Origin of the sequence: Helicobacter felistomachi (genome assembly GCF_030296895.1) — a bacterium.
In the GTDB taxonomy this organism is placed as follows: domain Bacteria; phylum Campylobacterota; class Campylobacteria; order Campylobacterales; family Helicobacteraceae; genus Helicobacter; species Helicobacter felistomachi.
In genome coordinates, this window is the sequence record NZ_AP028022.1 from 784110 (window position 1) to 803754 (window position 19645).

Here is a 19645-nt window from a genome sequence, read left to right on the forward strand (position 1 = left end):
AAAAGGAAAAAAGATGAAAAAAGTGTTGGTGATTGTAACCAATGTTTCCAAGTATCCTAACGATGAAAGGCCCACAGGTTTGTGGTTCAGTGAAGCTGTGCACTTTGTCCATGAGATTGAAAAGGCTGGCTATTCTATCGACTACGCTAGCCCCAAAGGCGGTTATACACCCATTGATCCACATAGCCTAGAAAGGGATGCCATGAGTTCTGTGGATTGGCAGTACTACACTAATCAAGCCTTTATGGATTTGTTGGGGCATACACTCCCCGTGTCTGCACTCGATCCTAAGGATTATGTTGCCATTTACTACACCGGAGGGCATGGCGTGGTTTGGGACTTTCCAGACAATGTGGCATTGGCCCAAGTCGCCCTAGACATTTACAACAATGGGGGTGTGGTGTCCTCTGTTTGCCACGGCGCGGCAGGGCTGTTGAACATCCAAAACAAAGATGGGAGTTACTTGATCGCAGGCAAAAGGGTGACCGGGTTTTCTAACACGGAGGAGCAGGCGGTGCAATTAGACAAGCTTGTCCCCTATTTGACCGAAGATGCGCTCATCGCAAGGGGGGCTAAATATGAAAAAGCGGCGGATTGGGCCCCCTTTGCCCTCACGGACCGGCGCATCGTTACGGGGCAAAACCCCGCCTCAGGAGCTTTAGTGGCTCAACAAGTTTTGGAGTTGCTCTAAACTTTAGGGTTATCATGGAGGAATGCCCATGCAAGTGAAAATGGCAAAGAATTACGGCTTTTGCTTTGGCGTGAAAAGGGCGATTGAGATCGCCCAAAAAAATAAAAACAGCCTCACGCTAGGCTCGCTCATCCACAACCCTAAAGAGATCAAGCGCCTGGAGCAAGACTACAATGTGCGGGTGCAAGAGGAGGTACAGAGCGTGCAGGCAGATAAGAGCGTCATCATCCGCACGCATGGCATCCCCAAAAATGACCTAGCCTTACTTAAGAACAAGGGAGCGCACATCATTGACGCGACCTGCCCCTATGTCATCAAGCCCCAGCAGATCGTGGAGAAAATGAGTGCTAAAGGGTATCAAATTGTGATCTTTGGGGATGCGAATCACCCCGAGGTCAAGGGGGTCATCAGCTACTCCAGCACCCCCCCTTTGATTGTCAATTCCTTAGAGGAATTGCAGGATCAAAACCTATCTAAAAGGGTGGCTCTAGTGTCGCAGACCACCAAACAAACCCCCAAACTCTTAGAGATCGCAAGTTTTCTCATCACCCGTTGTGCTGAGGTGCGGATTTTCAACACCATTTGCAACGCCACCTTTGACAACCAAGAGGCGGTGAGGGAGCTAAGCCAAGAAGTGGATATTATGGTGATTGTGGGGGGCAAGACCTCCTCCAACACCAAACAGCTTTTTAACATCGCTAAAGAGTTTTGCAAAGACAGCTATTTAGTGGAGGACCTTAACGACCTTGAAGAGTCGTGGTTTAGCGGTAAAACCCTCTGTGGCATCAGCGCAGGTGCCTCTACTCCCGGGTGGATCATCAAGGGGGTCAGAGAAAAAATTTTAGGATTTTAGTGGGAGGCGTGGATAAAAGCCAAATCGTGATCCAAAGAAATTCGTTTTATTTTTCTAACGCCGCGTTTGAGGAGCAATACGAGGCAGGCACGCTGCATTGCCTAAAAACCTTGTTGCTCAATTTACAAAATGAAGTCCAAAACAGGGGGTGTAAGAGGAAATTTTTATGGCCTTTGGCTTCAATATGCCATGCCGTTAAAAGCATTGGGGGTTAAGGCCCTTAACGCTGCAAAAACACGGATGACGCCCCATACACTATAAAAGACCACAAAAACAGCCACAAAAACAAAAAAGGAGGAAAAATCTAAAAGTGGCGGACAGGGAGGGATTCGAACCCTCGGTAACCTTGCGGCTACGCATCCTTAGCAGGGATGTGGTTTCAGCCAACTCACCCACCTGTCCACAAGCACAAAGGTTAATCTTAATCAAAAACAACTAAGATATAGCTTAATGTGTTAAAATAAACAAACTTTAAACAAAGGATCCACATGCTCACTTTTCAAACAATCGGGGTGATGGGTGCGATGGCTGAAGAAATCGCCCCACTTTTAGCAAAATTCCCCAAACACACAAGCGAAAACATCGGCAACAACACCTACTACCACCTACAGCTAGAAGGTCTAAACATTGTTTTGGCTTACAGCAAAATAGGCAAGGTGCACGCTGCCACCACTGCCAGCACTTTAATTTTGCACCACTGCGTGCAAGCTCTCATATTTAGCGGTGTTGCTGGCGGATTAGCTCCAAACTTAGCCATTAATGACCTGCTCTTAGCCACGAAGCTTTGCCAAGCCGACATTGACTTAACCCCCTTTAACCACCCTTTAGGCTTCATCCCTGAAAGCAGTGTGTTTGTGGAAAGCGACTCCCAATTAAATGCCCTAGCCAAAAGCGTGGCGCAAAATTTAAATATCCCCTTAAAAGAGGGCATCATCGCCACTTGCGACCAATTTGTGAGCGACCCTGTACGTAAACAATCCTTCGTGCGGCATTTCGGGGCAAGTGTCGTAGAAATGGAGGGGGCGAGTTTGGGCTTTGTGTGCAGAGATTTTAATGTCCCTTTTTGCGTGTTAAGGAGTGTGAGCGACACGGCAGATGGCGCAGCACCTGCGGATTTTGACGCGTTCTTGCACCAAAGCGCGCAGATCAGTGCAGACTTTGTCTACGCCATGCTTAAAGAATTAGCCAAAAAATAAAAGTTTATTTTTGTTATATGGTTGGGCGGAGCTCAAGAACTCATCTATGGGAGATAAAAGCCCCCTTCACTTTGATCTTTTTGAACACCATTGCAAAGTGTGGGTGCTCCGAGTAGGTGTCTAACAAGTCCTTTGTAGGTTGTAATGGGGCTTGCTAAGTTGGTGTTCGGGATAAATATGGGGCGCTCTATGGCGTTTGCAAAAAGTTTAAGATTTTAGAAAAGCCCAAATCTTTTTAGAAAAGCTCAAATCTTGATAAAATCTAGGCTTGCCCTCAAGAGAGTTTAGTGGGTAAGCGTGGTGTTAAAAGTGGCTAGACTCAATGAAGGCATCTAAAAGCGGGGCAAACATACAAATCCTCTAGCGCAAAATGGCGGATATATCTATAATGTCCTCAAGCATGACCTTCACCTTGCAATCGGCACACACATACAAGCTCGCGATCCGGCGTTTGTCGCCTTGAAAACGCGGCTCCATGAATTTGGCGATTTTTAACACACTTTTGCTCGTCCCCATCGCCTTGCCACACATACGACAGGAAAATAAAGTGTCCTCAGCCATGAGCTGGGGGGTAAAGTAGCTAGGATTTAGGGCGATCCCGTCTCTTTCTAACTCTAGGCACTTCTCAGGGCATGTGGGTACACAGTAGCCACAAGTGGTGCATAAAGACGGGTTAAAGAGCAGGCGGTAATTGTTGCCATCAATACTTAGAGCGTTGGTGTTGCACGCCCCCACACACGCCAAACACAGGGTGCAACTCTCAAAAATCTTAATATGCCCGTAGCGGATAAACGCCCCACAAGCCACTTGCCCGAAGTCGCCCTCTCCGACAATATGTGTCAGCCGTTTGGCAAAGAGATCGCGCTTGGTGTGTGTGGGCGTGGTGGGGGGGCTAAATTGGGTGTGCTCTAAAACTTGCGCTTGCTCTAGGCAGGTTTTGAGCTCGTCTAAATCAAAGGCGCACAAGATCGCTGGTTGGCTGTAAATCTTTTCATAAATGCCATTGAGTAGGGTAATGCTCTCTAGCGTGCCGACACCCAGCTCTTTAGCATACAACACCACCTGCGCCCCACTCTCTTGCAAGAGGGTGAGTAAATAGGTTTGCTCTAAGATATTGGCATTGAGGCTTAAGGGCAACACCTCTTTTTTAAGCGGGGTGGTGGGCAGGTCTATGTTTTTGTCTAGCACTAAAGGGATATAACCCTTGTAAAGTTTAGCAATGGCTTGCATGCACTCTAGGCTCAAAGCGTTGTAATGCAAGCTCCCACTCGGGCACACGGCAATGCACTTGCCACAATCGATGCAATCTTGTTGCTTGATCTCTAAATGGCGGTTGTCTAGGCACTCCAACCCCTTAGATTTAGCAATTTCGGGGTCTAGTTTAGTGATGGCCAGCGTGGGGCACACCTCGCTGCATTTGCCGCAACACTCCACGCGCCGTTGGTGGTACTGACAAATTTGGGAGTTGTAGTTAAAAATTTCTGTCGTGGTGGGGGCGAAGTCAAATTGCAAGCCATGTACCTCGTAGAGTAGAGATAGGCTGCTGGCTAACTCTAGGGGGCTTTGGGTGCTGTTTGCAATGAGAAAGTTAATTTCCAGCGCGACCCTCTTAGCCCCCTTCAAGGGCACATTACTCACCACACAATCTACGGGCGTGGGGGTGTCTTGCACCACGATGTGCTCGTGGGGAGCGACTAAAGGGTGCTTGGGGTCTTTGACATAGACAAACTCAAGCATGCGCTAGGGCTATTTTTCCACCACGATTTGCATTTTTTGCCCTTTCAAGCGCACATAGAGCTCTTTTAGTCCGTGTGAGCTGTAAGTGGACTTTTTGTGTTTGTAAGCTTCGTAGTCTTGGTTAAAGGCAATGCGGAAAAGTCTATCCCCGCTGTTGGTGGGATAGGGGGTGATGTTCACACCCGAAAAGCGGATGATTTTATCTTCGTTTTTGGCGAAGATTTTGGTCTTAAATTTCTCAAACTTTTTAATGTCCATGCCGCTCACATGTTTGAAGTCGGGGGCGTAAAACTCCAAATAGGACACTAGATTATTTCTAGCCCACGCCGCCCGCCATGCGTAAAGACTGCTTAAAAGTGTGGCTAGTTCTGCCTTGCTTGCTTGGGGCAGGTTGTTTTCATAGACGATCAAAATGGACTTTTTGCCCTGCACGATTTTGTCGTAATTTTTTAAAGCGGCGTTGTCAATGGCAATGCAGCCCTTGGTGTTGTTGCCCCTCTTGCCATCTAGGGGCATGCCATGAATCCAAATCCCATGTCCCGTGCGTTTTAAGACCACATCCAGGGGGTTGGGGTAATTAGTAACAAGGGCTAAGGGGTACGTAGTAGGTGCTGGGGGGGCGATTTTCTTCACGATTTGGTACACGCCTATGGGCGTGGCTTTGTCTCCCTCGCTCACCTTCACCCCGATTTTAGAGCCCACAAGGGCTTTTGCGGCATCTATCTTGGTGATTTTCTCCCCGCCCATTTGGTAGAGCTCTAGTTTGGGATTGGCTTTATTGATGAGAAACAAATAATTTAAATCCTCGTAGTAGCCATAGGTCGTGTCCTTGGTCTCTAGCAAATCTTCCCAAAACGCCCTTTGACTCAAATAGGATTGCAAAAGCTTTTCAATGGACTCGATGCCCTTTTCGTGGTAGGCCTTGACAAAGCCCATTAAAGTGTCCGCCTGTGCCCCCACTGCCAACGCCATTGCTAAAAAAACAGAGCGCAAAAACGCTTTTTGTTTAAACATACAAACCCCTAAATAAGAAAATGACAAATAAGAATGGATTATTTTACCACATAGCCCATTTTTTTAAGCTGATTTTGGGTAGAAGTCCAATTTTTCTGCACCACGACCTCCAAGCGCAAAAAGACCTTTTTTTGGATCAAGCCCTCCATTTTACGGCGTGCCTCTTGCCCGATTTTTTTCACCACCGCCCCGCCCTTGCCGATCACCATTTTTTGCTGACTCTCTTTCGCCACGATGATCTGCGCTTGAATTCTCTCTAGGTGCTCTTGCTCTTGCACGGTTTGCACTAAAACAGCACTCTCGTAGGGGATTTCATCGCTTAAGAATTGAAAAATTTGCTCCCTGATGATCTCGGCGTAAATCTCACGCATTTGGATGTCGCCCAGCATCTCCGGGTCGTAGTAAAAGGGCGCATTTGGCAGAAGTTTCGCCACTTCATCAAGCAAGGCGTTTAAATTGCGCCCCTTTTGTGCGCTGATGGGGATCAACGCCTTAAAGTGCTGGCTGTAAGGCGTGTAGTCTTTGAGCTTGGCTAAAACTTGGGCGTTTGTGGCGGTGTCGGTTTTATTCAACGCCAATAAATGCGGCTTGTGCCCGCTCCACTTTAAAAATTCTTCATAGGGTTTAAGGCTATCTTGCACGCTGGCGACAAACACCGTCAAATCGCAACTTTCAAAGGCGTGGTGGCTTTGCGCCACCATCATTTTATTTAAAAGTTTCTCTTGCCCGCACAGCCCCGGGGTGTCTAAAAACACCATTTGGCACTCTGTACTTTCTTTGTCTGCATAAGGAATGATGGCCTTTAAGATTTTACGCGTGGCGTTGGCTTTGTGCGAAGTCAGGGCTAAATGCGCCCCTAACAGGGCGTTGATTAAAGTGCTCTTGCCCGCATTAGGCCGACCAATGAGCGCGATAAACCCGGCTTTAGTCATAGGATAAAGCGGGCTAAATCCACATCCTCCACAAGGTCTTTGAGCTTTTCGCTCACTTGTTCTTTAGACACCACGACCTGTTGCCCGCTGTAGCTTGTGGCGTTGAAACTAATGTCCTCTAGGACCTTTTCCAGCGTGGTGTGTAGCCGGCGTGCCCCGATGTCCTCTGTCTTTTGATTCGCCAAATACGAAAGGCGGGCTAACTCCCTTAAAGCCTCAGGCTCAAAGACCAAATCCACACCCTCCACTTGCAACAAGGCTTGGTATTGCTTAATGATCGAGCTTTTGGTGCGGGTTAAAATCTCATGCATGATCTCTTCGCTCAAACTCTCAAGCTCCACCCTTAAGGGGAAGCGCCCTTGCAACTCGGGGATCAAGTCGCTGGGCTTACTCAAGTGAAACGCCCCTGCAGCGATAAATAAAATATGGTCTGTGCTAATCGCCCCGTATTTCGTCTGTATGGTGCTGCCCTCCACAATGGGGAGTAAATCCCTTTGCACGCCCTCTTTGCTTGGGTCCTGTCTTGAGCCTTCTTTGGTGCTCACGGCGATTTTATCGATCTCATCGATGAAAATCACCCCACATTGGCGCGCGCGCTCTAGCCCCTCTCTTTGCACTTTCTCCATGTCTAAAATGGCTTGGGACACATCGTGGCGTAAGGCTTCTTTGGCCTCTTTGATCGTCATCTCTTTAGTAACTTTCTCCGTGCCCTTGCTTAAAATCTTGGTCAAACTCTCTTGGACTTTAATGATCTCTGGGGGGACATTAAAATCCCCCTCTAAAGTACGCTTGTCTAGCTCGATTTCGATCTTTTGGTTGTCTAGGGCATCGCCACGAATCTTTTCTTTGGTTTTTTCAAAGTTTAGGGCGTACTCTTCTTTCTTGGTGTCGCTCACGCTGCTAGGCAAGGGGGGCAAGAGTTTTTTAGCGATCCGCTCGATCACCAAATCCTCGATCTTGCTTTGGTTTTTCTGTTTCTCCTCAGTTTCGATCAAATGTACGCTCGCGGCAACCAAATCGCGCACCATCGACTCCACATCCCGCCCCACAAAACCCACTTCGGTGTATTTGCTCGCCTCCACTTTGACAAAGGGTAGTCCCATCATCTTAGCCATACGCCGCGCGATCTCGGTTTTACCCACGCCCGTAGAGCCGATCATTAAAATATTTTTAGGCGTAACCTCTTCTTGCAACTCTTTAGGCAGTTGCAAACGCCGCCAGCGGTTACGCAAAGCGATGGCGATCATCTTTTTTGCATCTTGTTGCTCGATGATATACCCGTCCAAATAATCCACAATTTCTTGTGGGGTTAGGTCCAACTTCTTTGACATCAAAGCTCCAAGATTTTAATGTTTTGGTTTGTGTAAATGCAAAGATTGCCCGCAATCTTTAGCGATTCTTCGACCAAAGTTTTAGGCGGCATTGTGGCGAATTGATCCAAGGCCCTAGCCGCGCTTAAGGCGTAATTGCCCCCGCTCCCAATAGCGGCAATCTTGCCATCTTCAGGCTCCACCACATCGCCCGTCCCGCTTAAAATAAAAATGGATTGCTTGTTGAGCACAATCATCATCGCCTCTAGCCGGCGCAAAAACTTGTCCTTGCGCCACTCTTTGCTAAAATCCACGACACTTTTAAACAAGTCCCCCTTTTTGCCCTCCAAAATGCGCTCAAACATGTCAAACAAGCTAAAGGCATCGGCGGTGCTGCCGGCAAATCCGCTTAAAATTTGCCCGTGGTGCAAGGTGCGAATCTTCGTGGCATTGCCCTTTAAGACGCAATTATTAAAGCTCACCTGCCCGTCTCCGCCGATGATGGCGTAGTCCTTGCCTTCAAAATGCGTTTTGTAGCCTAAAATCGTGGTGGCGTGGAACATCTATGCGCCTACTCAGCCACCACATCGACTTTCAGCACGCCATGCACGCCGTGTCCTAATTTCACCTCAATTTCATAAAGCCCCGTGCTTTTAATGGGGGTTTTGAGCTCTAGGGTCTTTTTGTCTAACTCAATGGGGTGGCTGGCGTGCAGGGCCTCAATGACTTCTTCTTTGGTGATCGAGCCAAAGAGCGCGCCATTGGCCCCAACTTTTTTAGTGATCTTAAGTGTGATGGCTTCTAATTTTTGAGCTAACTCTTGTTTGTCGGCTAAATCTTTCGCTTCTTGCTCAGCGCGTTTGTGGGCGTGGGCTTTGAATTGGCGGATCACATCGGTGGTGGCAAGTTTGGCTAAGCCCTTGGCAAGCAAAAAGTTATTGCCATAGCCATCTTTCACGCTCACAACTTCCCCGGCTTTGCCTAAATTTTTCACATCTTTCAACAACAAAACTTGCATGAAAATCCTTTGAGTTTGGTTTAAAAAGCCCCCATTATAGAGCCACTAGGTTTAAAATGCCTTTAACGCAAGCTAGGGTCTAAGGGCAAGAACAAACGCCCGTAGTTGGGGTTTGTCTGCAAGAGCTTTTCTTTAAAAATCCCGTAGTTGTCGCACCCGGACTGCAAACCATAGCTACACACATATGAGAATAAATCTAAAGCCCTCTGGTCGTTTTGGGGCACACCTAAGCCTTTTTGGTAGAGCACGCCTAGATTATTACAGCTGGAGAGATTGCCCCCTCACAAGCCTTTTGGAAGTATTTAGCCGCGTAAAAATTATTCTTAGGCACACCCCCCGCCCTTGTTGTAAATCCAGCCTAAATTCGCACAGCCTTGAATATCCCCCGCATTACAAGCCAAATAATTCAAGTCGGCATCGTTTAACTTCGCTTTATCAATGCCATAGATATTTTTGACATTACTCATTAGCCCTAAGTTGTAACAGCCCAAATCGCTCCCATTTTCGCAAGCGTATTTGTAATAATCTAGGGCTTTGTAATAATTCTTAGGCACGCCCACACCATTGGCATACATCCACGCCAAATTGTTGCACGCCAAGACACTGCCCCCCGAGCAGCCCACGGCGTAGAGCTGGGCGGCTTTTTCTTTGTCGTCGGGAGTGGGGTTTTGTTTGTAGTCGTAAGTTTGGGCTAAGTCCGCGCACGCGCTCGCATCGCCCCCAGAGCAACCTAGCTCATAGTAGCGAGTCGCTTTCTCTGGGTCTGTCTGTATCCCCACGCCATTGGCATACATCGTGCCGACTGCAAAGCAGCCGGCGGGATTGCCCTGATCGCAGGATCTGACAAAGAGCCTAAAGGCACTTTTATAATCCGCCGCCTTGATCGCCGCTATGCCTGCACTCAGGGCGTCTTGGGCGAGAGTGGGGGGCGTTAGGCGGTCGCCCATGGGCGGTTGCTGGCGTGGTATGGCTGGAGTTGTGGGGGCAAAACGAGTGGGCGGCTGAGCGGGTTGTGTTTGGGCTGAAGGGGTGTTTTGCAAGGGGGCACCTTTCGCCCCTTGTTGGGAAGGCATGTTTTGGTTTTGGGGGGTGTTTGGATTTGGGGCCGCCCCTAAAAATCCCATGAGAAAAAGCACAAAAAACAATCCAAAGCGCATAAAACCCCCTAATGGTGTAAATTTGTATTCAGTGGAATGTGCCGCTTGCTTGCCAGCGCACACATCTTGCCATTTTGGCTATTTTGCCTAAAGTGCAAGCCATTTAGCCCGGACAGCTCGACTCCTTTATAAAGCCCGCTCTCTTTGGCTTTAAAATTGGGGTTTAACTCTTGCAATTTCTCTAGGTCTTTGGGGGCGATTTCAAAGATTGTCCCGGCTAAAACCCCAATGCCCGCATCTAAAATACACCCATCGCCAAGACTAATGCCTAAAACTGAGTTCGCCCCAAGCAGGCAGTTTTTGCCGATGCTGATGGGCTGGCTATTGCCCCCACTAAGCACACCTAAAACGCTCGCCCCTCCGCCTATGTCCGTGCCCTCGCCCACCACCACAGAAGAGCTGATCCGCCCCTCATTCATACAAGCCCCCTGTACGCCCGCATTAAAGTTAATGTAACTGGCCCCGGGCATTTGGGTGTAGCCGCCCTTGCCCAGATACGCCCCAAAGCGGGCTTTTGCCGTGTCTAGTAGGCGGATATTATCCACCGCAGGCAAAACTTGCATGAGATAGCGGGGGAATTTGTCTATAAAGTCAATGCAAGGGTAAGTCCCATGCACCTTTAAGGCGATTTCTTGGGAGCGTAAATACTCTAGCTCGTAAGCCATGTTGCCACTCCACGCCACATTAGGCAATAACCCAAAAATGCCCTCCAAATTCAGGCTTCTTAAGGGGGCTTTGCCTAGAGATAGGGCTAAAAGTTTCATATAGGCACTCTCTAGGCTTTGGCAGGGCTTATCTTCATAAAGCACTACAAAATGGTAGTTGTAAAGCTGTTCTTGTTTGGGGCTTTGGCTGTATAAGGGGGCGCGTTGCAATTCTAAGAGCACTTGGACATTGGGGTGCTTGTGTGCACCCAAACTCTCGGCTAAAAAGGGCTTAAACAGCTCTAAGGCGTGTTGGATAAAGCCAGCATCCACCCCATAGACCGCCTCGCTGGCACTGGAGCTTAAAGGTGTGGCGTGCTTTAACGCGTGCTTGAAAACCGCATAAGCCCCGAGTGCCTCGCCCCAGTTGAGTACGGGATAAGCCGCGCTCAAGGGCTTGCCCGTGTGTTGCCCGTGCTGGATTTTGGCGATCCCAAAGGCTAAGGGCTTTTTGTAGTCGGGGGAATTTTGGAAGTCATCGACAAAGCGTTTAAAGTTTTGCATGGTTGTCCTCGTTTTGGTGTTGTGTGGCTAATTCTTGCACTTCTTTCACAAAGGTTTCTAAGAGCTGGTCTTCGGGGAGTTTGTGGATCACTTGCCCTTTTTTGATGATGAGTCCGCTTTTTTTGCCAAAGGCGATCGCAATGTCGGCGTGCTTGGCTTCGCCTAAAGCATTCACGACACAGCCCATCACGCTCACATCTAGGGGGATTTTAATGTGGGCGAGCTTTTGCTCCACTTGTGCCATTAAAGCGACTAAATTCGACTCAATGCGCCCACAAGTCGGGCATGAGATAAAAGTGATGCCTTCTTTTTGCCGTCCGCTGTAGCGTAAAATCGCCTTAGCGACTTTAATTTCTTCTTCAAGCTCGCCTGTGATCGACACGCGCATGGTATCTCCGATCCCCTCTCGCAATAAATGCCCTAAAGCCATGGCACTTTTAATGCTGGAGTGGAACAAACTCCCGGCTTCTGTAACGCCTAAGTGGAAGGGGTAGGGCGTTAAAGGGCGTAATTGCTCGTAGGCTTGTATGGTGCGCTCCACATCGCTGGCTTTCAAAGAGATTTTGATATTGCTAAAGCCCACATCCTCTAAAAGTTTAATGTTATAAAGGGCAGATTGCACCATCCCCTCTGGCGTTGCGCCGTATTTGAGCTCAAAGGGCTTTTCTAAACTCCCCCCATTGACCCCGATTCGAATCGACAAATTGCGCGCATTGCACGCCTTAGCGACAGCTCTAATGTTCTCAATCGAGCCGATATTGCCCGGATTGATGCGGATCGCATCCACACTCTCCGCGGCGATTAAAGCTAAATGGTGGTGGAAATGGATGTCGGCGATTAAGGGCAGGCTGGCGACCTTTTTGAGCTCTTTTAGGGCGTTTGCGTCTTTTTTATGGCGCACCGCCACGCGTACAAAATCCGCTCCAGCGAGCTTCAAGCGATCGATTTGCGCCTTTGTGGCTTGAATGTCGCAGGTTTGACTGCAAGTCATGCTTTGTGTGCTGATGGGCGCATTGCCCCCTATGGGAGTAGAGCCGATGAAAATTTGCTTTGTCGCAAAGCGTGGGCGCATTTAAGTCCTTTGCATAAAGGCCGAGTTTAACCTAAAATGCATGAGATAGAGCTAAAGGGCGGGCAAGACTTGTAAGCAAAAGTCGCCAAAGCCACAAGCTTGCCAAGCGTGCTTGCCACAAGTCCCCTTTAAGGCGGTGTTGATTGTAACAATCCACACATCAAGCGGACCGGGCATGCCCTTTAACAGCAAGGGTAGGGCGTGCTCTAATTGCTCTAAGGTGGGAAAGGGGCTGGGGATACATAAATGCCGATTAGCGGCTAAAAAGGCGTTAAAATGGCAAGCAATTTTAGACACCCCAAAGTGGCGGATTAATTCTAAAGCGAGCATGTTTTCAAACACGGGGGGCAGGGGGTGGGTGTAGCTAAAGGCGTAGGGCAAAGAGAAGTCGTAAAAATAGAGTTTAGGCCGTGTTGCCTTTAGGCTAGCTAGGCTTAAAAGGGTTTGGCTCTCTTGTAAAAAGGCGATGAAAGCGTAAAGGCTGTCTTTGGAGATTTTTAGGGTTTTTTTAAGCTGGGTATAAAGGTGGTGGGTGCTAAGACTTCTAGCTTGGTAGGGCAGCAGGGCTTTAAATAGGGGGGCTTTGTCTTTAAAGGCGAGGGCGTAAAGGGCTTGTTTTTTTAGAGCGATTTCGCTAGCGGGACAAAAGAGCAGTTCGGGCAAATTACCCTCTTTTAAAAAACGCGCTAAGAGCGTGCTGGGCTCTTTTTTGTGTAAAGCCACAAACTCGGCAAAGTTTAAGGGCAAAATGGCCTCAGTCTTAAAACCTTTGGGGGCGTTGGTGGGCGTGCTTTGGGTAAGGATTGTGGGGACACTTAAGGGGGCAGGGCTAGGGGCGGATGTTTGATGATGAGTAAATCCACGCCCTTATCTTGGCAAAATGCCGGCAGGGCTTTAAAGAGTTCGGCTAGGTTTAAGCGCTCATCGGTGCAATCCACAAACACGGGGCGTTTGTAAGCGGTGGCGTGCAACAAGGCTAAAGAGCTTTTGCCCGCTTTTGCCCCACCATAGACCAACGAGTTGGGTTGAATGGGGACTTCTCTAGGTTTGAGGTTTTTGGCTTGTAGGGGGTTTTCTAAAATGCTGTCTAACATGGGATAGAGCATGCTTGAAATTCTAGTGTATTTATCCTTATAAGAAGGATAAAATTAAAAGTGCAAGTTACGCTAAATGGGGGCTTTTGCCTTGACTTGTGTGCTTTTTTAGCCTATAATTTAGGTTTTTAAATTTGCTAAGGATTTTAATGGAAAAGATACGACTCAAGCTCAAAGCCTACGATCACCGTGTGTTGGATCGTTCGGTGGTGGCGATTGTGGAAGCGGTCAAACGCTCTGGCTCAGAGATCAGGGGACCCATCCCCCTACCCACAAGAAATAGGCGTTACACGGTGCTACGCTCCCCCCACATCAACAAAGACTCCAGGGAGCAATTTGAAATACGGGTACATAGCCGTTTGATCGACATCATGGCAGCCACCCCGGAAACCGTGGATAGCTTGATGAAGTTAGATTTAGCCCCTGAAGTGGATGTAGAAGTGACTTCAATGGAGGCGAAGTAACGCTTCAAACGCAATTTTTATTGGAGAGTAAATGGAATACCTAGTGCAGAAAATTGGAATGAGCCGTGTTGTGGGTGCAAACAGCACGCCCGTAACCTTGCTAAAAATCTTAGAAAGCAAGGTGTGCGAGGTCAAAGAGGGCGGACAACTCTTAGTTGCCTACCCCTTGCATAAAACCCACAACAAAGCCATTGCCGGGCAACAAAAAAAGTATCACTTGAGCGCAGAGTTCAACCACTTTGCGACTTTACAAGGGCAGGCGCAAGAGTTGGGCGATTTGAGCTTAGAGCCTTTAGAAAACGCCGCTTGCATTAAAGCCACCTTTTACACCAAAGGGCGGGGCTTTAGTGGGGCAATGAAACGATGGAACTTCCAGGGCGGACCGGCCGCACATGGCAGCCGCTTCCACCGCCGTTTGGGCTCGATCGGCAACAGAGAGTGGCCCGGACGGGTGCAAAAAGGCAAGAAAATGGCAGGGCATTATGGCAATGAAAAGGTAACATGCCACAATGAAGTCCTGTCTTTCGACAAAGAGAGCAAAATTTTGGTGCTGAAAGGTTCTGTGGCCGGCTACAGCGGGGCTTATGGCAGGATCAGCATCCAGAAAGGGAAGTAATGAAAGCAAGAGTCTTAGACCAGCAGTGTCAAGAAGTCGGGCAGTTAGATTTACCCGCCCACTTCAAGGACATTAAAGAACACAATCTTTATTTATACATCAAGCACTACCGCGCCCTAGCTAGAGCGAACACCGCCAAGAGCAAAAATCGTGGTGAAGTGAGCGGGGGCGGGCGCAAGCCTTGGAGTCAAAAGGGCGGTGGGCGCGCTAGAGCGGGGAGCATCACTTCTCCCGTATTTGTGGGCGGGGGTGTGAGCCACGGGGCGACCAATAACCGCAACTACGATCTTAAAATCAACAAAAAGCAAAAAAGGCTCGCTTTAGAATACGCCCTAGCCCAAAAAGCTTTAAACAATCACTTAGTGGTGGTGGATCAAATCGACATCCCTAGCAAGAAAACCAAGGACGCATCAGCCTTTGTGAAAAATCTAGGCTTTAGAGATGTCCTTCTCATCACAAGGGCGTTAGATGAGGGCAATTACCTCGCCTTTAGGAATTTAAAAAATTGCTACTTGCTGGAAACGAGCGAAGTCAATGCCTATTGGATCGCCGCCTTTGGGGCAGTGGTGGTGGAAAAAGCCGCCTTTGAGGCGCTCATCAAAGCACATGAAGGAGAATGAGAATGGCAGACATCACAGACATCAAATCCATTCTTTACACCGAAAAATCCCTATCCATGCAAGAAAATGGGGTGATTGTGGTGCAAACCACAATGGGTGTCAGCAAAAACCAGCTCAAGGCGATCTTTAAAGATTACTTTGGTTTCGTGCCTTTAAAAATCAATTCACTCAGGCAAGAGGGCAAGGTGAAACGCTTTAAGGGCAGAATGGGGCAACGCACTGGCTATAAAAAGTTCTATGTCAAAGTCCCCAAAGACGCAAACATCACCGCTTTGAGCGCATAAGGACAGAATATGGCGATTAAAACCTACAAACCCTACACCCCCAGCCGCCGTTTTATGAGCGGCTTAAGCTCGAGCGACATCACTGCAAAAGCGAGCGTCAAAAAACTTTTGGTGAAACTCCCCGTGCATGCCGGACGCAACAACCAAGGACGCATCACCAGCCGCCACAAAGAGGCGGGGGCGAAAAAGCTTTATCGAATCATTGACTTCAAACGCAATAAATTCGGCGTTGAGGGCAAAGTGGCAGCGGTTGAATACGACCCTTACCGCAACTCAAGGATTGCGCTCATTGTGTATCCCGATGGTGACAAACGCTACATTTTACAGCCCAGTGGCTTGAAAGTGGGCGACATCGTGATCGCGGCTGAGGGCGGGCTAGACATCAAACCCGGCTTTGCCATGAAACTTAGAAGTATCCCCATTGGTACCATCGTGCATAACATTGAAATGCACCCCGGGGCTGGCGGACAACTCGCCAGAAGTGCGGGCATGAGCGCGCAAATCATGGGGCGGGAGGACAAATACACCATTTTGCGCATGCCCAGTGGCGAAATGCGCTATATCTTAAGCGAGTGCATGGCAAGCATCGGCGTGGTGGGCAATGAAGACTTCATCAACACCAGCATTGGTAAGGCGGGGCGCAACCGCCATAGAGGCATTAGACCGCAGACACGCGGTAGTGCCATGAACCCCGTGGATCACCCACACGGCGGTGGTGAGGGTAAAACCGGCTCCAGCGGACACCCTGTATCCCCTTGGGGCACGCCAGCTAAAGGCTATAAAACCAGACGCAAAAAAGCAAGCGATCGCTTGATCATTTCACGCAAGAAAGGCAAATAATGGGAAGGTCAATTAAAAAAGGTCCTTTTGTTGATAAGCACCTGATGGACAAGACGCTCAAACACAAAGCCAAAAAAGACAATCGCCCCATTAAAACATGGTCAAGAAGAAGCACCATTCTCCCCGACATGATTGGGCTCACCTACAATGTGCATAATGGGCGTATTTTTATCCCCGTTTACATCACCGAAAACCATGTGGGTTATAAACTAGGCGAGTTTGCGCCTACAAGGACCTTTAAAGGACATAAGGGCACCGTGCAAAAAAAGATAGGTAAATAACATGGCACAACAACACACAAAGGAAAGCAAATGAGTAGGGCAACCCTTAGATACACCCGACTATCCCCCACCAAGGCAAGGCTGCTCGCTAGACAAGTGCAAGGCATGAACGCCGAAGTGGCGATCGCCCGTTTAGAATTCACCCCCAACAAAGCCGCCCGCATGCTCTCAAGGGTGATCAGCGCAGCGGTTTATAATGGCGGGCATGACTCCAAAGAAGTGGAAGTTTTAAGCTGCCGTGTGGATGCAGGTCCCGTGTTAAGAAGACACATGCCAAGAGCTAGAGGGCGTGCCACTTCCATTAGAAAGCCCACCGCACACATTTTAGTTGAAGTGGGCAAGGGAGGGCAAAACTAAATGGGACAAAAGGTCAATCCTATTGGTTTAAGATTAGGCATTAACCGCAACTGGACTTCTCGCTGGTTTCCCAGCAGCAATGTGGCGGTGGCAAACATTGAAGAAGACTACCGCATCCGCAAATTCCTTAAAAAAGAGCTTTACTATGCTGGCGTGAGTGAGATTTTGATCGAAAGGGCAGCGAAAAAATTACGCATCACCGTGGTGGCGGCGCGCCCGGGGCTCATCATTGGCAAAAAGGGCGTGGACATTGAGAAAATCAAAACTTCTTTGAAAAATTTGATTAAGAAAGAAATTGCAGTCAATATCAAAGAAGTTAAACGCCCTCAAGCGGATGCACAGCTTTGTGCCGAGAATGTGGCGACACAATTAGAAAAACGGGTCGCCTTTAGACGCGCCATGAAAAAAGTCATGCAAACCGCCATGAAATCTGGAGCACGGGGGATTAAAGTGCGGGTGTCTGGGCGTTTAGCTGGGGCAGAGATCGCGCGCACCGAGTGGTATATGGAGGGACGCGTTCCCCTACACACTCTAAGGGCTAAAATTGACTACGGCTTTGCCGAAGCCTTCACCGTGTATGGCAATATAGGCGTGAAAGTGTGGATCTTTAAAGGCGAAGTTTTACACAAGGGCATCCAAGCCGAAAAACGCGAAGAAAATGAAGAACGCGCCCCTAGAGCGCGCACTAGAAGAGGGAGAGAATAGCCATGTTGATGCCTAAAAAGACCAAATACCGCAAACAAATGAAAGGGCGCAACCGGGGCAAGTCTTACCGCGGTGCGAGCCTTGCCTTTGGCGACATCGGCATTAAAGCCATTGAGCATGGACGGATCGACTCACGCCAAATTGAAGCCGCTAGGGTGGCGATGACCCGCCACACCAAAAGAGCGGGCAAAGTGTGGATTCGCGTCTTCCCCGACAAACCCCTCACCGCTAAACCCCTAGAAACGAGGATGGGTAAAGGTAAGGGCTCTGTAGAAAAATGGGTGATGAACATCAAACCCGGACGCATTGTCTATGAAATGCTAGGCATTGAAGAGGGCTTGGCACGAGAGGCTTTGACTTTGGCGCAAAGGAAGTTGCCTTTCAAAACCAAAATTGTGACTAGAGAGAGTGAAAATGAAGTTTACTGAGTTGAAAGACAAGGATACAAAGCAACTACAAGAGTTGCTGAAATCCAAGAAGTTGGAGCTTTTTGAATTGCGGGTGAAGTTGAAAACCATGCAACTTAACAAGCCTAGTGAAATCCGTGCGGTGCGTAAAGACATTGCCCGCATTTCTACGGCTCTAAACGCCCTTAAGGCTTAATGATGGAACAGAAACAAGCCCATAAGCGCACCATACAGGGCAAAGTGGTGCGCCGCATCGATACCTGTAGTGTGGTGATTTTGGTGGAACGCAAAGTCGTGCACCAAAAGTACCATAAGATTGTGAAGCGTTTTAAAAAATACACCATTGACGACCGCCAAAACAAAGCGGAAGTTGGGGATTTTGTGAGCGCGATTGAGTGTAAGCCGGTGTCTAAAACCAAAACCTTTGCACTCAAAGAAATCGTCATTAAGGGAGTGTAGATGATCCAAAGTTTCACGAGGTTAGTGGTGGCAGACAACAGCGGTGGCAAAGAGATCATGTGTATTAAAGTTTTGGGGGGCAGCCATAGGCGTTATGCCAGCGTGGGCGATGTGATCGTGGCTTCTGTAAAAAAAGCGATCCCCAATGGCAAGGTGAAAAAAGGGCAAGTTGTGAAAGCCGTGATTGTCCGCACCAAAAAGGAGGTGCAACGCCCCAATGGTTCATTGATTCGCTTTGACGACAATGCAGCGGTGATTTTAGACGCGAAGAAAGACCCCATCGGGACACGCATTTTTGGCCCCGTGAGCCGCGAAGTGCGTTACGCAAATTTCATGAAAATCATTTCTTTGGCTCCGGAGGTGCTTTAATGCGGATTAAAAAAGGCGACTCGGTCAAGGTCATCGCTGGCGATGACAAGGGCAAGATAGGCAAGGTTTTGGCAGTGTTTCCTAAAAAGTCTATGGTGGTTGTAGAGGGGTGCAAACTTGTAAAAAAAAGCATGAAACCCACGGACGACAATCCAAAAGGCGGGCATATACACAAAGAGATGCCCATGCACATTTCGAACGTGAAGAAAGAGGAGGAGTAGGCGCATGTATGGCTTAAAGAGCTTCTATGAAAAAGAAGTGAAGGGGAAGTTAGCCGAAGAGCTCAACATTAAAAACCCCATGTTGCTCCCCAAAATTGAGAAAATCGTACTCAGTGTAGGGGCGGGGGCTTATGCCAAAGACATGAAAATCATGCAAAACATCGCCCAAACCCTTTCTTTGATCGCCGGGCAAAAAGCCGTCATCACGATGGCAAAAAAATCCGTGGCTGGGTTTAAAATCCGTGAGCGCATGGCTGTGGGGGTGAAAGTTACCCTGCGCAACAAAGTTATGTATAACTTCTTAGAAAAGTTGATTGTGATTGCTCTGCCTAGAGTGAAAGACTTTAGGGGCGTGTCCAGAAGCGGCTTTGATGGGCGGGGCAATTACGGCTTTGGCTTAAACGAACAGCTCATTTTCCCCGAAGTGGTCTATGACGACATCATGGTGACACACGGGCTCAACATCGCCATCATCACTTCTACAAACAGCGACAAGGAGGCATTTAAGTTGTTAGAATTACTTGGAATGCCATTTGCGAAAGGACGCTAATGGCTAAAAAATCAATCATTGCAAAGGCACACCGCAAACCTAAATTTAAAGTGAGGGCTTACACCCGTTGCAACATTTGTGGGCGTTCTCACTCAGTTTATAGAGATTTTGGCTTGTGCCGGGTGTGTTTGCGCAAAATGGGCAATGAGGGTTTGATCCCCGGCCTTAGAAAAGCTAGCTGGTAAAGGGG

29 protein-coding genes, 1 tRNA gene and 1 pseudogene are annotated in these 19645 nt (G+C 48.5%); 19 read left to right on the forward strand and 12 right to left on the reverse strand.

Translation table 11 applies throughout. The annotated features are described in order from the left end of the window. The first annotated feature begins 13 nt into the window (after positions 1-13). The 3 genes from QUE23_RS04035 to QUE23_RS04045 are packed head-to-tail and all read left to right on the forward strand — an operon-like array spanning position 14 to position 1759. Positions 14-691, forward strand: coding sequence for a type 1 glutamine amidotransferase domain-containing protein (locus tag QUE23_RS04035; protein WP_286349315.1), 678 nt, complete (start codon positions 14-16; stop codon positions 689-691). Between the two features lie 28 nt (positions 692-719). Then, positions 720-1544, forward strand: a complete 825-nt coding sequence (locus QUE23_RS04040) for a 4-hydroxy-3-methylbut-2-enyl diphosphate reductase (RefSeq protein ID WP_286349316.1) — start codon at positions 720-722, stop codon at positions 1542-1544. Continuing rightward, entirely contained in the window at positions 1544-1759 is a 216-nt protein-coding gene (locus QUE23_RS04045; RefSeq protein WP_286349317.1) for a hypothetical protein, read from the forward strand. Before QUE23_RS04040 ends, QUE23_RS04045 begins: the two co-directional genes overlap by 1 nt. Before the next feature lie 96 nt (positions 1760-1855). On the opposite strand, the gene QUE23_RS04050 is transcribed toward QUE23_RS04045, so the two are convergent. Next, positions 1856-1946: transfer RNA gene (locus tag QUE23_RS04050), tRNA-Ser, on the reverse strand. A gap of 86 nt (positions 1947-2032) precedes the next feature. Between QUE23_RS04050 and QUE23_RS04055 the strand changes: the two genes are divergently transcribed. Then, complete coding sequence (locus QUE23_RS04055; RefSeq protein ID WP_286349318.1) at positions 2033-2740, forward strand: 5'-methylthioadenosine/adenosylhomocysteine nucleosidase; 708 nt, start codon at positions 2033-2035, stop codon at positions 2738-2740. Between the two features lie 360 nt (positions 2741-3100). Here the strand turns inward: QUE23_RS04055 and QUE23_RS04060 are convergent, their stop codons facing one another. The 11 genes and pseudogenes from QUE23_RS04060 to QUE23_RS04110 all read right to left on the reverse strand — a co-directional run bounded on the left by QUE23_RS04060 (position 3101) and on the right by QUE23_RS04110 (position 13294). Then, positions 3101-4477: a 4Fe-4S binding protein gene (locus QUE23_RS04060; RefSeq protein WP_286349319.1), complete on the reverse strand. Its 1377-nt coding sequence runs from the start codon at positions 4475-4477 to the stop codon at positions 3101-3103. Positions 4478-4486: 9 nt separating this feature from the next. After that, entirely contained in the window at positions 4487-5491 is a 1005-nt protein-coding gene (locus tag QUE23_RS04065; protein WP_286349320.1) for a L,D-transpeptidase family protein, read from the reverse strand. Positions 5492-5529: 38 nt separating this feature from the next. Further along, positions 5530-6423, reverse strand: coding sequence for a GTPase Era (gene era / locus QUE23_RS04070; RefSeq protein WP_286349321.1), 894 nt, complete (start codon positions 6421-6423; stop codon positions 5530-5532). Continuing rightward, positions 6420-7754 (reverse strand): ATP-dependent protease ATPase subunit HslU, encoded by a 1335-nt coding sequence (gene hslU, locus QUE23_RS04075; protein WP_286349322.1) that lies wholly within the window; start codon positions 7752-7754, stop codon positions 6420-6422. Before hslU ends, era begins: the two co-directional genes overlap by 4 nt. Beyond that, entirely contained in the window at positions 7754-8296 is a 543-nt protein-coding gene (hslV, locus tag QUE23_RS04080; RefSeq protein WP_053830582.1) for an ATP-dependent protease subunit HslV, read from the reverse strand. The genes hslU and hslV overlap by 1 nt, the downstream gene beginning before the upstream one ends. An 8-nt stretch (positions 8297-8304) precedes the next feature. After that, positions 8305-8751, reverse strand: a complete 447-nt coding sequence (rplI, locus tag QUE23_RS04085; protein ID WP_286349323.1) for a 50S ribosomal protein L9 — start codon at positions 8749-8751, stop codon at positions 8305-8307. Positions 8752-8813: 62 nt separating this feature from the next. After that, positions 8814-9824, reverse strand: a pseudogene (locus QUE23_RS04090) (tetratricopeptide repeat protein). A 92-nt stretch (positions 9825-9916) separates the two neighbouring features. Continuing rightward, positions 9917-11116 carry a 2,3,4,5-tetrahydropyridine-2,6-carboxylate N-succinyltransferase gene (locus tag QUE23_RS04095; RefSeq protein ID WP_286349324.1) on the reverse strand — a complete coding sequence of 400 codons (1200 nt, stop codon included), beginning with the start codon at positions 11114-11116 and terminating at the stop codon, positions 9917-9919. After that, positions 11103-12188: a flavodoxin-dependent (E)-4-hydroxy-3-methylbut-2-enyl-diphosphate synthase gene (gene ispG, locus QUE23_RS04100; protein WP_286349325.1), complete on the reverse strand. Its 1086-nt coding sequence runs from the start codon at positions 12186-12188 to the stop codon at positions 11103-11105. The genes QUE23_RS04095 and ispG overlap by 14 nt, the downstream gene beginning before the upstream one ends. A 51-nt stretch (positions 12189-12239) precedes the next feature. Then, positions 12240-12935, reverse strand: coding sequence for an ATP-binding protein (locus tag QUE23_RS04105; RefSeq protein ID WP_286349326.1), 696 nt, complete (start codon positions 12933-12935; stop codon positions 12240-12242). 68 nt (positions 12936-13003) lie between these two features. Next, positions 13004-13294, reverse strand: coding sequence for a hypothetical protein (locus tag QUE23_RS04110; RefSeq protein WP_286349327.1), 291 nt, complete (start codon positions 13292-13294; stop codon positions 13004-13006). Positions 13295-13431: 137 nt separating this feature from the next. Between QUE23_RS04110 and rpsJ the strand changes: the two genes are divergently transcribed. From rpsJ to QUE23_RS04185, 15 genes are read left to right on the forward strand one after another with little or no spacing between them, the layout of a single operon-like run. Continuing rightward, on the forward strand, positions 13432-13746 hold the full coding sequence (gene rpsJ / locus QUE23_RS04115) for a 30S ribosomal protein S10 (protein WP_015106554.1): 315 nt from the start codon (positions 13432-13434) through the stop codon (positions 13744-13746). 31 nt (positions 13747-13777) lie between these two features. Continuing rightward, entirely contained in the window at positions 13778-14362 is a 585-nt protein-coding gene (gene rplC / locus QUE23_RS04120) for a 50S ribosomal protein L3 (RefSeq protein WP_286349328.1), read from the forward strand. Then, positions 14362-14982: a 50S ribosomal protein L4 gene (gene rplD, locus QUE23_RS04125; RefSeq protein ID WP_104690928.1), complete on the forward strand. Its 621-nt coding sequence runs from the start codon at positions 14362-14364 to the stop codon at positions 14980-14982. The genes rplC and rplD overlap by 1 nt, the downstream gene beginning before the upstream one ends. 2 nt (positions 14983-14984) lie before the next feature. Then, complete coding sequence (locus QUE23_RS04130) at positions 14985-15266, forward strand: 50S ribosomal protein L23 (protein ID WP_053829164.1); 282 nt, start codon at positions 14985-14987, stop codon at positions 15264-15266. Positions 15267-15275: 9 nt separating this feature from the next. Continuing rightward, a complete protein-coding gene (gene rplB / locus QUE23_RS04135) occupies positions 15276-16106 on the forward strand; it encodes a 50S ribosomal protein L2 (protein ID WP_286349329.1) in 831 nt (276 codons plus the stop codon). Then, positions 16106-16387 carry a 30S ribosomal protein S19 gene (rpsS, locus tag QUE23_RS04140; RefSeq protein WP_053827988.1) on the forward strand — a complete coding sequence of 94 codons (282 nt, stop codon included), beginning with the start codon at positions 16106-16108 and terminating at the stop codon, positions 16385-16387. The genes rplB and rpsS overlap by 1 nt, the downstream gene beginning before the upstream one ends. Positions 16388-16417: 30 nt before the next feature. Continuing rightward, positions 16418-16744, forward strand: a complete 327-nt coding sequence (gene rplV / locus QUE23_RS04145) for a 50S ribosomal protein L22 (RefSeq protein WP_053830718.1) — start codon at positions 16418-16420, stop codon at positions 16742-16744. Beyond that, a complete protein-coding gene (rpsC, locus tag QUE23_RS04150; protein WP_053830719.1) occupies positions 16745-17449 on the forward strand; it encodes a 30S ribosomal protein S3 in 705 nt (234 codons plus the stop codon). Between the two features lie 2 nt (positions 17450-17451). After that, complete coding sequence (gene rplP, locus QUE23_RS04155; protein ID WP_053827986.1) at positions 17452-17877, forward strand: 50S ribosomal protein L16; 426 nt, start codon at positions 17452-17454, stop codon at positions 17875-17877. Further along, on the forward strand, positions 17864-18052 hold the full coding sequence (gene rpmC / locus QUE23_RS04160; RefSeq protein ID WP_285692162.1) for a 50S ribosomal protein L29: 189 nt from the start codon (positions 17864-17866) through the stop codon (positions 18050-18052). The genes rplP and rpmC overlap by 14 nt, the downstream gene beginning before the upstream one ends. A 2-nt stretch (positions 18053-18054) precedes the next feature. Then, a complete protein-coding gene (gene rpsQ, locus QUE23_RS04165; RefSeq protein ID WP_053829169.1) occupies positions 18055-18315 on the forward strand; it encodes a 30S ribosomal protein S17 in 261 nt (86 codons plus the stop codon). Then, the gene (gene rplN, locus QUE23_RS04170) at positions 18316-18684 is read left to right on the forward strand and encodes a 50S ribosomal protein L14 (RefSeq protein ID WP_015106543.1); all 369 of its coding nucleotides are present in this window, start codon (positions 18316-18318) and stop codon (positions 18682-18684) included. After that, positions 18684-18905, forward strand: coding sequence for a 50S ribosomal protein L24 (gene rplX, locus QUE23_RS04175; RefSeq protein ID WP_053829170.1), 222 nt, complete (start codon positions 18684-18686; stop codon positions 18903-18905). The genes rplN and rplX overlap by 1 nt, the downstream gene beginning before the upstream one ends. A gap of 4 nt (positions 18906-18909) precedes the next feature. Beyond that, entirely contained in the window at positions 18910-19455 is a 546-nt protein-coding gene (rplE, locus tag QUE23_RS04180) for a 50S ribosomal protein L5 (protein ID WP_053829171.1), read from the forward strand. Beyond that, the gene (locus QUE23_RS04185) at positions 19455-19640 is read left to right on the forward strand and encodes a type Z 30S ribosomal protein S14 (RefSeq protein ID WP_053829172.1); all 186 of its coding nucleotides are present in this window, start codon (positions 19455-19457) and stop codon (positions 19638-19640) included. The genes rplE and QUE23_RS04185 overlap by 1 nt, the downstream gene beginning before the upstream one ends. Positions 19641-19645 lie beyond the last annotated feature (5 nt).